Below are 10,952 nucleotides of genomic sequence, written 5' to 3' on the forward strand. Positions count from 1 at the left end.
CGGATAACGCCGTTGGCGTTATGCGCCCTACCGTTCGGGTTCGTGGCGGCGATGAAGTACGGATCCCGACGCCTGCCGGATAACCCCGGCGTAGGGCTCACGCCGCACATCCGCCATTGCCGTCCTGCCCCCGCAGGCTTGCCGGCTGGCGGTCGGCGAAGGGGGTGGAGAGGATCATCGAGGTCTTGCTGATGCCGAACTTCATCAGCCGGTCGATCAGGTCCTGCAGCTCCGGCATCGAAGCCACGGCGGCCTTCATCAGCACGCAGGCGTCGCCGGTGATCCGGTGGCAGAGGGTCAGTTGGGGGATCCGGGCCAGTTCGTCGAGCACCGACTGGCAATCCTTCTCGGTGATCCGCAGTTCGATCACGCACTCGATGGGCAGGCCGAGCTTGGCCAGGTTCACCGAGGCGTGGTAGCCGGTGATCACCCCTTCGGCCTCCAGCTTGGCCACCCGGTCGGCCACCGCCGGGGGCGACAGGTTGATGCGCCGGGCCAGTTCGGCGAAGGTCAGGCGGCCGTTGTCGATCAGGGCGGCGAGGAGCGCACGGTCGTATTTGTCCATGATGGGTCCCGGTTGTCGAATCGACGGAAAGCATGGCCGATTTCCATGGAAAGAAAAGTGTTACGTCCCGATAACCAGCGGCTGTGCCTTAACCGGCGGGTAGCGACCTCATAAAATGAAGTCTTTCTCCCGCCTGCCCTGTCGAGTGCTTTCCATGCCTGCCCGTCGCCTTCCGCTGTTGCTTTTCGGTGCGTTCTTCGCCCTGTACTTCATCTGGGGCTCCACTTACCTGGCGATCCGCTTCGGCGTCGAGTCCTGGCCTCCGATGCTGATGGCCGGGGTGCGCTTCGTCATCGCCGGCGGCCTGATGTTCGCCTGGTTGCGCTGGCGCGGCGCGCCGTTGCCGACCTGGCGCGAGTGGCGCGGCGCGGGGGTCGTCGGAATCCTCCTGCTCAGTTGCGGCAACGGCGGGGTGACGGTGGCCGAGCACTGGGGCGTGTCTTCCGGGGTGGCGGCCCTCGCGGTGGCTACGGTGCCGCTGTTCACCCTGCTGTTCAGCCAGTTGTTCGGCCAGCGCAACACCACCCTGGAATGGGGCGGCATCGTGCTCGGGCTGTTCGGCATCGTCCTGCTCAACCTCGGTTCGAACCTCCAGGCCAGCCCTGCCGGCGCCGGCCTGATCCTGTTCGCCGCCGCGTCCTGGGCCTTCGGCTCGGTGTGGAGCCGGCGCCTGTCGCTGCCGGCCGGACCGATGGCCAGCGCCGCGGAAATGCTGGTCGGCGGCGCGGTGCTGCTGGTCGGCAGCCTGGCCAGCGGCGAGCGCCTGGAGCATTGGCCGAGCACCAGCGGCTGGCTGGCGCTGGTGTACCTGATCCTGTTCGGCTCGATCATCGCCTTCAGCGCCTACCAGTACCTGCTGCGCAACGTACGGCCGGCGGCGGCCACCAGCTATGCCTACGTCAATCCGGCGGTGGCGGTGTTGCTCGGCACCCTGTTCGCCGGCGAGCGGATCGGCGGTATCGAGGGGCTGGCGATGCTGGTGATCATCAGCGCCGTGGTGCTCATCGGCCTGCCCCAGTGGCGCGCCAGCCGCGCCGCCGCCTGAATGCCTTAAGCGATCCCTAAGGCGGGCTGCGCCATGCTGCGGCGCAGCGCCCGGATGGGCCGGGCTGACGGGGGTACGAAGATGAAAGCGCTGGTCATCGGTGTGGTCCTGGTGTTCCTTGGCGGTTGCGCCAGTCACGTGAGCCCCGGCGGCAAGGCCATCGAGTCGCCGATCAAGGAGTATTTCGGCCAGGACCCCATCGAGCGCCGGGCCTTCGGCGAGAGCGAGAACGGCGCCGAGGCCGAGGATTCGCCACTGCGTTTCCGCCTGACGCCCTGAACGGTCGCCCCGGGCGCCTGACCGGACGTGCAGAAGTCGTCTCCAGCGTCTTCAATACGGAATGACGGTCGCCGCCAGGCGGCCCCGTAGCGAAGGCCGGAGGGGCGATGGAGAGCATGCTGGACAGGCCCGAGCAGGAACTCGTGCTGGTGGTGGACGACACCCCGGACAACCTGCTGCTGATGCGCGAGCTGCTCGAGGAGCAGTACCGCGTGCGCACCGCCGGCAGCGGCCCGGCCGGGCTGCGGGCAGCCGTCGAAGAGCCGCGCCCGGACCTGATCCTGCTCGATGTGAACATGCCGGGCATGGACGGCTACGAGGTCTGCCGACGGCTCAAGGCCGATCCGCTGACCCGCGACATCCCGTTGATGTTCCTCACTGCCCGCGCCGATCGCGACGACGAGCAACAGGGCCTGGCCCTGGGCGCGGTGGATTACCTGGGCAAGCCGGTGAGCCCGCCGATCGTCCTGGCGCGGGTGCGTACCCATCTGCAATTGAAGGCCAATGCCGATTTCCTGCGCGACAAGAGCGAATACCTGGAACTCGAAGTGCGCCGTCGCACGCGCCAGCTGCAACAGTTGCAGGACGCCGTCATCGAAGCCCTGGCGACCCTTGGCGATCTTCGCGACAACCCGCGCAGCCGCCATCTTCCGCGTATCGAGCGCTATGTCAGGCTGCTCGCCGAGCACCTGGCGGCGCAGCGGGCGTTCGCCGACGAGCTGACTCCGGAGGCTGTCGACCTGCTGAGCAAGTCGGCGCTGTTGCATGACATCGGCAAGGTCGCGGTGCCCGACCGGGTCCTGCTCAACCCCGGGCAACTGGACGCCGCCGACACCGCCCTGCTACAGGGCCATACCCGCGCCGGGCGCGACGCCCTGGCCAGCGCCGAGCGGCGGCTCGGCCAGCCTTCCGGATTCCTCCGCTTCGCCCGGCAGATCGCCTACAGTCATCACGAACGCTGGGATGGCCGGGGCTTTCCGGAAGGCCTTGCGGGCGAGCGGATTCCCCTGGCGGCGCGGATCGTCGCCCTGGCCGACCGCTACGATGAACTGACCAGCCGGCACGCCTACCGGCCGCCGCTGGCGCATGCCGAGGCGGTGCTGCTGATCCAGGCCGGCGCCGGCAGTGAATTCGACCCACGGCTGGTGGAGGCCTTCGTCGCCGTGGCCGACGCTTTCGCCGAGGTTGCCCGGCGCTACGCCGACAGCGCCGAGGCGCTGGACGTGGAGATGCAGCGGCTGGAACAGGCGGTGGCGGAAAGCATCGAACTCACCGCGCCACCGGCCTAGTACGCCGATCGGTGCGCAGTCCGGCGGAAAGCCGGCGCGTCCGGCTGTGCTCGGCACGGCGTTTGCCGTATAACGTCAGACCCTTTGCCTTCCACATTGGCCCCGAGGAACCGCGTAGCACCGATGAAGACACCCAGACGCCTGGAACCGTTGATCGAAGACGGTCTGATCGACGAGGTCGTGCGCCCGCTGATGAGCGGCAAGGAAGCCTCGGTCTATGTGGTGCGTTGCGGCGACAGCCTGCGTTGCGCCAAGGTCTACAAGGAGGCCAACAAGCGCAGCTTCCGCCAGGCCGCCGAGTACCAGGAGGGCCGCAAGGTCCGCAACAGCCGCCAGGCGCGGGCCATGGCCAAGGGCTCGAAGTATGGCCGCCGCGAACAGGAGGAAGCCTGGCAGAATGCCGAAGTGTCGGCCCTGTTCCGTCTCGCCGGGGCCGGTGTGCGGGTGCCGAAGCCCTATGATTTCCTCGATGGCGTGTTGCTGATGGAACTGGTGGCGGACGCCGACGGCGATGCTGCGCCGCGTCTCAACGACGTGACGCTGGAGCCCGACGAGGCACGGCGCCACCACGCTTTCCTGATCCGCCAGATCGTTGCCATGCTCTGCGCCGGCCTGGTGCACGGCGACCTCTCCGAGTTCAACGTCCTGCTCGGTCCGGATGGCCCGGTGATCATCGACTTGCCGCAGGCGGTCGACGCGGCCGGCAACAACCATGCGTTCAGCATGCTCGAACGCGACGTCGGCAACATGGCCGCCTACTTCGGCCGCTTCGCCCCGGAACTCAGGCAGACCCGCTATGCCAAGGAAATGTGGGCGCTCTACGAAGCCGGCGAGCTGACAGCGGAAACCCCGCTCAGCGGCACCTTCGTCGAAGCCGAAGAGGCCGCCGACGTGCGCGCGGTGCTCCGCGAGATCGAGGCCGCGCAGCGCGAGGAGGCGCGTCGCCAGGCGCTGCGCCAGGCCGACGACGCGCCGCGTGGCGAGCGCGAGGAACCGCCGCCGCCCTGGTTGCAGTGAGCGGCTGGCGGATGTTTTTTCCCGCCAACTGTATCGCGACCCTTGCGCACGCAACTGCTAGCGTGGCCTGAAGTTTTCCGGAGGCCGCCATGCCTGTTGCACATATCCTGCTCGCCCTGCTGGTGACCCTGATCTGGGGTCTGAACTTCGTCGTTATCAAGGTCGGCCTCGGCGACTTCCCGCCGCTACTGTTCTGCGCCCTGCGCTTCGCCCTGGCGGCGCTGCCGCTGTTGGTCCTGCGCGGGCCGATGCCGGCGCCGTTCGGACGCATCCTGCTGATCGGCGTGCTCCTCGGAGTGGTCAAGTTCGGCCTGCTGTTCGTCGGCATGGCCCAGGGCATGCCGGCCGGGCTGTCGTCGCTGGTGCTGCAGAGCCAGGTATTCTTCACCATCCTCATCGCCGCCCTGTGGCTGGGCGAGCGGCCGTCGCCGCGCGGGTTGTTCGGCCTCCTGCTGGCGGCGGCGGGGCTGGTCCTGATCGGCCTGGAGCGGCCGCTGGGAGACAGCCTGCTGGCATTCCTGCTGGTGGTCGCCGCGGCGCTGGCCTGGTCCTTCGCCAACATCGCCACCAAGCGTTCCGGGGCCACCGACATGCTGCGCCTGATCTGCTGGGTCAGCCTGGTCCCGCCGTTGCCGCTGCTGGCGCTTTCCTATCTATTCGAAGGTCCGCACGCCATCGAGCGCGCAGTGCTGAACATGAGCTGGGGCGGCTTCGGCGCGCTGCTCTACATCGCCTTCGGCGCGACCACGGTGGGCTTCGCCATCTGGAGTTTCCTCCTGCGCCACTACCCGGCCAGCCTGGTGACGCCGTTCGCCCTGGCGGTGCCTGTGTCGGGCATGCTCGCCGGCTGGCTGCTGCTCGGCGAACGCCTCGACCTGGACAGCCTGCTGGCCTGCGCGCTGGTGTTCGTCGGGCTGGCCATCACCCTGTTGCCGGCCAGCCTGCTGCGACGCTTCGCCTGGCCGGTGCGGCGGTTGGGATGAAAACGGCGGAAGACATCCTCGCGCTGATCGCCGCCGATTCCTCGCGCCTGCATCTGCTCCGCGTGCTGCGCGAGGTCGGCCCGGAGGGCGCCTGGATCGGCGCCGGCTTCGTGCGCAACGCGGTATGGGACCATCTGCATGGCTACGGCGAAGCCACGCCGCTGGCGGACATCGACGTACTTCATTTCGCCCCGCGGGCCCTCGACCCGCAGGCCGACGCCGACTTCGAGGCCGCGTTGCGCCGTTGCTGCGAGGTACCCTGGTCGGTGAAGAACCAGGCGCGCATGCACCTGCGCAACGGCGACCGGCCCTACCGGGATTGCGCCGATGCGCTGTGCCACTGGGCGGAAACGTGCACGGCGGTGGCGCTGCGGCTCGTCGGCGAACGCCTGGAGCTACTGGCACCGCTGGGCGTCGACGACCTGCTGGCGCTGAAGGTGCGGCCCACCGCGCATTTCGCCGGCAAGCCGGAGGTCTACCGGCGGCGCCTGCGGGAGAAGAACTGGACGGCGCGCTGGCCGCTGCTGGATATCAGTGGCAGCAGCCAGACGCCAGGTCCTTGAGGATCGGGCAGTCGGGGCGGTGGTCGCCCTGGCAGTGCTCGACCAGGTCCTGCAGGGTGTCGCGCAGGGTGCTGAGCTCCTCGATCTTGCGATTCAGCTCGCGCACGTGCTGCGCCGCCAGGGCCTTGACGTCGGCACTGGCACGCTGGCGATCCTGCCAGAGGGTGAGCAGCTTGCCGACTTCGTCGAGGGAGAAACCGAGGTCCCGCGAACGGCGGATGAACGCCAGGGTATGCAGGTCGTTCTCGTTGTAGTGGCGGTAGCCGCTGGCGCTGCGTCCGGCTGGGCGGAGCAACTCGATGGACTCGTAGTAACGGATCATCTTCGGCGTCAGTCCGCTTTTCTTCGCCGCTTCACCGATGTTCATCCGGGTCTCCTGGGAGGTTGCGAAGCCGCTAGCCTATCCCTTTCCCGGCCAATGCGCAGGCTATCAGATATGTGACCGCCCGCTGTCCGGACCTCTGGCCGGCGGCCGCGTCGCGTCCGGCTGGGTCTTCGGCAGGAACACCTGCACTTCCAGCCCTTTGCCCTCCAGTCCCTTGCCCAGGCCGATACTGCCGAAGTGCAGTTCGACGATGCGCTTGACGATCGGCAGGCCCAGGCCGCTGCCCTCGCCGCTGCTGGTGGCGGGGCTGCGGTAGAAGCGGGTGAAGATCGCCTGCTGCTCTTCCAGGGCGACCCCGGGGCCGTTGTCGCGCACCCGCAGCACGGCGTGCTGGGCGCGATTCTCGACGCGGATCTCGACCTGGCCCCCGGCCGGTGTGTAGCGCAGGGCGTTGCCCACCAGGTTGCCGACCATCGCCTTCAGCCACAGGTCGATGCCCATCACGTGCACGGTCTCCTGGTGCAACGACAGCTCGATGTCCTTGTCGATGGCCTGGCGCGCCAGTTCGGAGAGTACGTCTTCGGCCAGGGTGGCGAGGTTGACCGGGTGGAATTGCTCCAGCAGGGCGTCGCCGTCGAGGCGGGCGAGGAGCAGGATCTGCTCCATCAAGGTGCTGATCCGCTCGACGCTGCGACTGACTTGCAGCAGGCCGCGGGCGTGGGCCTTGGGGTCTTCCGAACGCAGCGCGACCTGGGCATGGGTGCGCAGGCTGGCCAGTGGCGTGCGGATTTCATGGGCGGCGTCGCTGGTCAGTCGGCGTTCGGCCTCGAGGGCGGTGCGCAGACGCTCCAGCAGGAGGTTGAGTTCGTCGATGAGGCCGCGGATCTCCAGCGGCACCGCTTCCACCGCGATCGGCTGCAGGTGTCGCGCGGAGCGCTGCTGGACCTCGGCCTGCACTTCGCGTAGCGGCGCCAGGCCGCGGGCAACGCCGAACCAGACCAGGCCGCCGAGCAACGGCAGCGCCAGCAGCAGTGGGAACAGCGAGTAGAACAGCAGCAGGTTCATGGTGTGCTGGCGGTAGATCAGGTTTTCGCTGATCCAGATCTGGAAGCCGTCGATATTCAGCTGGAGCACCCGCCAGTGGGTGCCCTGGGCTTCCACGGTGCTGAAGCCGGGGCCCTGGGCCGTGATCTCCGGCGGCAGGTTGAGGCTCGACAGCAGCGGCTGGCCGTCGCGCCACAGGGCGTAGCCGAGGGCGCTTTCGCGGCGCAGCAGGGGCAGACCCTGGATCGCTTCGCGGCTGCGTTCGATGATCTCGGTGATGGAGCCGTCCTCGCCGGCCTGGTCTTCGGTGGCAAGGTCGAGCAGGCGCAGGGCGGCTTCGCCGAAGTCCACCATGTCGTCGTCGAACAGGCGGTTCACCTGCTTCAGCGAGAGGTGGTAGGTCAGCGCCGCCACGCTCAGCCAGCACAGCACGAAGCCGACCAGCAGGTTGACCAGCAGGCGCCGGCGGACGGAGGGGACGGCGGCACGGGACATCGGGGGACTCCGGTAGGCGGTTTTCAGGGCGCCGGCTGGTCGATGCCGTAGCCGATGCCGCGGACGGTGCGGATCAACTGGTTGCCGAGCTTGCGCCGCAGGTGGTGGACGTGGACTTCGATGGCGTTGCTCTCGACGTCGCCGCTCCAGCCGTAGAGGCTCTGCTCCAGTTGGTTGCGCGAGAGCACCTTGCCGCTGTTCTCCAGCAGCAGGCGCAGCAGTGCGTATTCGCGCGGCGCCAGTTCCACCGCCTGCCCGGACAGGGTCACCTGGTGGGTCGCCGGGTCCAGGCGCAGCTCGCCGTGCACCAGTTGCGGCAGGGCGCGACCGGTGGTGCGGCGGGTCAGGGCGCGCACCCGTGCCTGCAGTTCGTCGAGATCGAAGGGCTTGGTCAGGTAGTCGTCGGCACCGCTGTCGAGCCCGGCGACCCGGTCGGCCACCTTGTCCCGCGCGGTGAGCAGCAGCACCGGGGTGAGCAGGCCCTGGTGACGCAGGTTGCGCAGGATGTCCAGGCCGCTGCGGCGCGGCAGTCCGATGTCGAGCACCAGCAGGTCGAACTCGTCGGTGACCAGCGCGTTCTCCGCGGCCACGCCGTCGGTCACCCATTCCACGGTATCGCCTTCCAGGCGCAGCCCGGCGCGGATGCCGTCGCCGAGCAGCAGGTCGTCCTCGGCCAGCAGTATTCTCATGGCAGCCTCGTTTCAGTGATTCCACAATTCCCACAGGCTCAGGCCGGCCTCCAGCAGGAGGATGGCGACGATCAGCCATTCGACCCGCAGTTCGCCCCGGAAGTAGCGGTATTCGCCGAGGCGGTCGGCGGCCAGTTCGTAGAGGTCCTGCAGCACTTCGATGCGGTCGTCCAGGGTCGCCAGGCGATCGTGCACTTCGGCCTGCATGGCCAGTTCGTTGTAGAGCCGGCGCACAGCGCCGTTCAGTTGCAGCGGCGGCTTCTCCAGGTGCGACTCCAGGCGGGCATAGGCCATGCGCCAGAGTGTAGTGCGTCGCACCTGCCGGTTCACATGTTCCTGGCGCCGCAGGGCGGCACGGCGCGGTAGCTGGGTCAGTTCGACATCGGCCTGGGCCGGTTCCCAGGCCGCCGCGGTCTCGCCTTCCAGGCGGCGCAGGTGACCTTCGTGCCAGGCGAAGACGGCCAGGCCTTCGAGCAGCTCCCGGCAGCGCTCGGGGTTGCCGATGACCAGCGCGCGGCCGGGGCGCCACAGCACCCGCTCGCCGAACGAGGGCGCTTCCAGGGTCGGCTGGCGCTCGTCCTCGCCGGCGGCCATCCAGGCTTCCAGGCGCTGGCGCCAGGCGTGCCCGGTCTGTAGCCCGGCGTTGGCGAAGATCACCAGCAGCTCGTCGTCGACGGCGGTCTCCGGCAGTTCCGCGTCTTCGCTCAGCTCGATGCGTTGCGCCAGGACGGCCAGCGCCGGCTGCGGATCGCGCAGGGTGGCCAGTAGCGGCAGGCCGCCGCCGTCCGCGGCGGAGCGGAAGCGTACCCGGTGCAGCAGGCAGGGCGCGCCGTTGACGGCCAGCGGTACGCTGGCCAGGGGAGCGGCGGACATCTTCAGGTCCTCGCCAGGGCCGGCAATTGTGCCGGGCCGAACTCGATCTCCTCGATATCCGGCGGTGCGACGAAGGGTACGCCGTCTTCCAGTACCGGTCCCGGTTGGGCGAGCAGGAAGCGGGTTTCCCGGTCCATCACGAAGCAGGCCTTGAGGTAGTCGCCGTCGAGGTGGTCGAGCCACAGCGGGCCGAGCTTGCGTTCGATGCGTCGGTCGATGTCCTCGGCCTGCCAGTGGTTCGTGTCGAGCCAGTCGGAAGCCAGCAGGAAGCCCCAGGAGGAGAGGAACGAGGGCACCGTGGCGCGGTAGCTGTGGACCTGGGAGAAGACACTGCGCAGGGTGCGGGCGAGGGCCGCGTGGGGCTTGTCGTCGCTGTGGGAGAACTCCAGCCCCTGCACCGCGACCACCCCGCCCGGTCGCAGGCGCGAATGCAGCAGCTCGTAGAACTGGCGGGTATAGAGAGCCTGGGCCGGGCCGTTGTCGAGCATGTCGACGACGTCGATGATGACCACGTCATAGAGCGACGGGTCGCGCTCGAGATAGGCCCGGCCGTCCTCGGCGAGCAGTTCGCAGCGTGGGTCGTCGAAGGCGCCCTGGTGCCACTGGAACAGGTGTTCGCGACACAGTTCCACCAGCTCCCGGTCGAGATCGACCATCACCGCCCGCCGCACGCTGGCATGGGACAGCACCTCGCGCAGGGTGGCGCCTTCGCCGCCGCCGATGATCAGTACGTCGCGCGGCTCGTCGTGGGCGAGCATGGCCGGCTGCACCAGCAGCTCGTGGTACAGCGACTCATCGCTCTCGGCGCTCTGGATCGCGCCGTCGAGCATCAGCACGCGGTCGTAGTTGTAGGTGTCGGCGATCAGCACGTTCTGCCAGCGCGTGCGGCCCTGGTAGAGCACCCGGCGCAGGCGGTAGACGTACTGGTCGAAGGGGTCGCTGTCCTCGATCGCGGTGATCGCGCCGTCGCCTTCCAGCAGCGGGTCCGGCGGATAGAAATAGAAGTGGTTCGGCGGCAGCGGCGGCAGCCCGGCGGCGACCTCCGCCGGCACCAGGCCGGTGAGGTCGACGGCGTAACGGGCCTGGCTCAGGTCGGGAGCCAGCGGGGCGCGTTCGATCGGCGTATCCATCAGGCCACCCCCGTGCCCTGGCCCAGCGCCCAGCGCAGGGTCGGGCTGTCTTCGTCGACCGGGCCATTGCCGGCCAGGCTGCGGCTGAGCAGCCCCAGGCGATGGCCGCCGAGGCCGCGGTCCATGCTCGAGATCAGGTGCCGACGGCTGCCCAGGCGTTCGCTGAGCACGCGCACGGCCTGGGCGCCATCGAGTACGTCGCCGCAGGTGAACACGTCGACCGCGGCATAGCCGTACTCCGGCCAGGTATGGATCGCCAGGTGCGATTCGGCGATCACCACCACGCCGGAGATGCCGATCGGGCTGAACTTGTGGAACGCCGAGGTGATGATGGTGGCGTTGGCCTGGCGGGCGGCCTCGAGCATGCTTTCCTCGATCCACTGGATATCGTCGAAGCGCTGGTCGACGCAGTCGAACAGCTCGATGACCAGTTGCTTGCCGAGCACGGTGATCGGATCGAGTCGCAACGGTTGAATTGCCATGAAGGCCTCCTGCTTCCGTTTCGGCGAGGGATGTCCTCGCGGTGGAAGGCACGATAGGCGCGGCTGACTTAAGAGGTGCTTAACGACGGATTTTTTGCCCGACCCGGCGCGGGCCGACGACGCCGGAGCAGCCATTTCGCCTGACGTAGGGCGAATAGCGCCAGCGGCGCTAT

General features: G+C 68.5%; 13 protein-coding genes. 6 read left to right on the forward strand and 7 right to left on the reverse strand.

Features of this window, described 5'->3' with window-relative positions; all coding sequences use genetic code 11:
• Window positions 1–97: 97 nt before the first annotated feature.
• On the reverse strand, window positions 98–565 hold the full coding sequence (locus HMPREF3014_RS32085; protein ID WP_003095262.1) for an Lrp/AsnC family transcriptional regulator: 468 nt from the start codon (window positions 563–565) through the stop codon (window positions 98–100).
• Window positions 566–719: 154 nt separating this feature from the next.
• On the opposite strand from HMPREF3014_RS32085, the gene yedA reads away from it, so the two are divergent.
• The 6 genes from yedA (at window position 720) to HMPREF3014_RS32115 (ending at window position 5,741) form a co-directional block, all read left to right on the forward strand.
• Window positions 720–1,610 carry a drug/metabolite exporter YedA gene (yedA, locus tag HMPREF3014_RS32090; RefSeq protein ID WP_003112921.1) on the forward strand — a complete coding sequence of 297 codons (891 nt, stop codon included), beginning with the start codon at window positions 720–722 and terminating at the stop codon, window positions 1,608–1,610.
• Between the two features lie 33 nt (window positions 1,611–1,643).
• On the forward strand, window positions 1,644–1,889 hold the full coding sequence (locus HMPREF3014_RS32095; protein WP_003102243.1) for a hypothetical protein: 246 nt from the start codon (window positions 1,644–1,646) through the stop codon (window positions 1,887–1,889).
• 107 nt (window positions 1,890–1,996) lie between these two features.
• The gene (locus HMPREF3014_RS32100) at window positions 1,997–3,178 is read left to right on the forward strand and encodes a cyclic di-GMP phosphodiesterase (RefSeq protein ID WP_003102241.1); all 1,182 of its coding nucleotides are present in this window, start codon (window positions 1,997–1,999) and stop codon (window positions 3,176–3,178) included.
• 123 nt (window positions 3,179–3,301) lie between these two features.
• Window positions 3,302–4,195, forward strand: a complete 894-nt coding sequence (locus HMPREF3014_RS32105; RefSeq protein WP_023087844.1) for a PA4780 family RIO1-like protein kinase — start codon at window positions 3,302–3,304, stop codon at window positions 4,193–4,195.
• Window positions 4,196–4,284: 89 nt separating this feature from the next.
• Window positions 4,285–5,178, forward strand: coding sequence for an EamA family transporter (locus HMPREF3014_RS32110; RefSeq protein ID WP_003111298.1), 894 nt, complete (start codon window positions 4,285–4,287; stop codon window positions 5,176–5,178).
• Complete coding sequence (locus HMPREF3014_RS32115) at window positions 5,175–5,741, forward strand: nucleotidyltransferase family protein (protein WP_016852167.1); 567 nt, start codon at window positions 5,175–5,177, stop codon at window positions 5,739–5,741. Before HMPREF3014_RS32110 ends, HMPREF3014_RS32115 begins: the two co-directional genes overlap by 4 nt.
• Here HMPREF3014_RS32115 and cueR read toward each other — a convergent pair.
• The 6 genes from cueR to speD form a co-directional block, all read right to left on the reverse strand.
• Window positions 5,710–6,108, reverse strand: a complete 399-nt coding sequence (gene cueR / locus HMPREF3014_RS32120; protein WP_003095248.1) for a Cu(I)-responsive transcriptional regulator — start codon at window positions 6,106–6,108, stop codon at window positions 5,710–5,712. The genes HMPREF3014_RS32115 and cueR overlap by 32 nt on opposite strands.
• Window positions 6,109–6,171: 63 nt before the next feature.
• Window positions 6,172–7,605, reverse strand: a complete 1,434-nt coding sequence (gene pmrB / locus HMPREF3014_RS32125; protein ID WP_003102237.1) for a two-component system sensor histidine kinase PmrB — start codon at window positions 7,603–7,605, stop codon at window positions 6,172–6,174.
• Between the two features lie 23 nt (window positions 7,606–7,628).
• Complete coding sequence (gene pmrA / locus HMPREF3014_RS32130) at window positions 7,629–8,294, reverse strand: two-component system response regulator PrmA (RefSeq protein ID WP_003102236.1); 666 nt, start codon at window positions 8,292–8,294, stop codon at window positions 7,629–7,631.
• A 12-nt stretch (window positions 8,295–8,306) separates the two neighbouring features.
• Complete coding sequence (locus tag HMPREF3014_RS32135; protein ID WP_003102235.1) at window positions 8,307–9,167, reverse strand: RMD1 family protein; 861 nt, start codon at window positions 9,165–9,167, stop codon at window positions 8,307–8,309.
• 2 nt (window positions 9,168–9,169) lie between these two features.
• Entirely contained in the window at window positions 9,170–10,297 is a 1,128-nt protein-coding gene (locus tag HMPREF3014_RS32140; protein WP_003102234.1) for a fused MFS/spermidine synthase, read from the reverse strand.
• Window positions 10,297–10,779, reverse strand: a complete 483-nt coding sequence (gene speD / locus HMPREF3014_RS32145) for an adenosylmethionine decarboxylase (protein WP_003095236.1) — start codon at window positions 10,777–10,779, stop codon at window positions 10,297–10,299. Before speD ends, HMPREF3014_RS32140 begins: the two co-directional genes overlap by 1 nt.
• Window positions 10,780–10,952 lie beyond the last annotated feature (173 nt).

Origin of the sequence: Pseudomonas sp. HMSC065H01 (assembly GCF_001815235.1) — a bacterium.
Lineage (GTDB): Bacteria > Pseudomonadota > Gammaproteobacteria > Pseudomonadales > Pseudomonadaceae > Pseudomonas > Pseudomonas aeruginosa.

What these genes read in the sequence shown, in the direction of transcription:
- HMPREF3014_RS32085 (WP_003095262.1), bottom strand. Translation starts at nt 565, where the DNA reads ATGGACAAATACGACCGTGCGCTCCTCGCCGCCCTGATCGACAACGGC.
- yedA (WP_003112921.1), top strand. Translation starts at nt 720, where the DNA reads ATGCCTGCCCGTCGCCTTCCGCTGTTGCTTTTCGGTGCGTTCTTCGCC.
- HMPREF3014_RS32095 (WP_003102243.1), top strand. Translation starts at nt 1,644, where the DNA reads ATGCTGCGGCGCAGCGCCCGGATGGGCCGGGCTGACGGGGGTACGAAG.
- HMPREF3014_RS32100 (WP_003102241.1), top strand. Translation starts at nt 1,997, where the DNA reads ATGGAGAGCATGCTGGACAGGCCCGAGCAGGAACTCGTGCTGGTGGTG.
- HMPREF3014_RS32105 (WP_023087844.1), top strand. Translation starts at nt 3,302, where the DNA reads ATGAAGACACCCAGACGCCTGGAACCGTTGATCGAAGACGGTCTGATC.
- HMPREF3014_RS32110 (WP_003111298.1), top strand. Translation starts at nt 4,285, where the DNA reads ATGCCTGTTGCACATATCCTGCTCGCCCTGCTGGTGACCCTGATCTGG.
- HMPREF3014_RS32115 (WP_016852167.1), top strand. Translation starts at nt 5,175, where the DNA reads ATGAAAACGGCGGAAGACATCCTCGCGCTGATCGCCGCCGATTCCTCG.
- cueR (WP_003095248.1), bottom strand. Translation starts at nt 6,108, where the DNA reads ATGAACATCGGTGAAGCGGCGAAGAAAAGCGGACTGACGCCGAAGATG.
- pmrB (WP_003102237.1), bottom strand. Translation starts at nt 7,605, where the DNA reads ATGTCCCGTGCCGCCGTCCCCTCCGTCCGCCGGCGCCTGCTGGTCAAC.
- pmrA (WP_003102236.1), bottom strand. Translation starts at nt 8,294, where the DNA reads ATGAGAATACTGCTGGCCGAGGACGACCTGCTGCTCGGCGACGGCATC.
- HMPREF3014_RS32135 (WP_003102235.1), bottom strand. Translation starts at nt 9,167, where the DNA reads ATGTCCGCCGCTCCCCTGGCCAGCGTACCGCTGGCCGTCAACGGCGCG.
- HMPREF3014_RS32140 (WP_003102234.1), bottom strand. Translation starts at nt 10,297, where the DNA reads ATGGATACGCCGATCGAACGCGCCCCGCTGGCTCCCGACCTGAGCCAG.
- speD (WP_003095236.1), bottom strand. Translation starts at nt 10,779, where the DNA reads ATGGCAATTCAACCGTTGCGACTCGATCCGATCACCGTGCTCGGCAAG.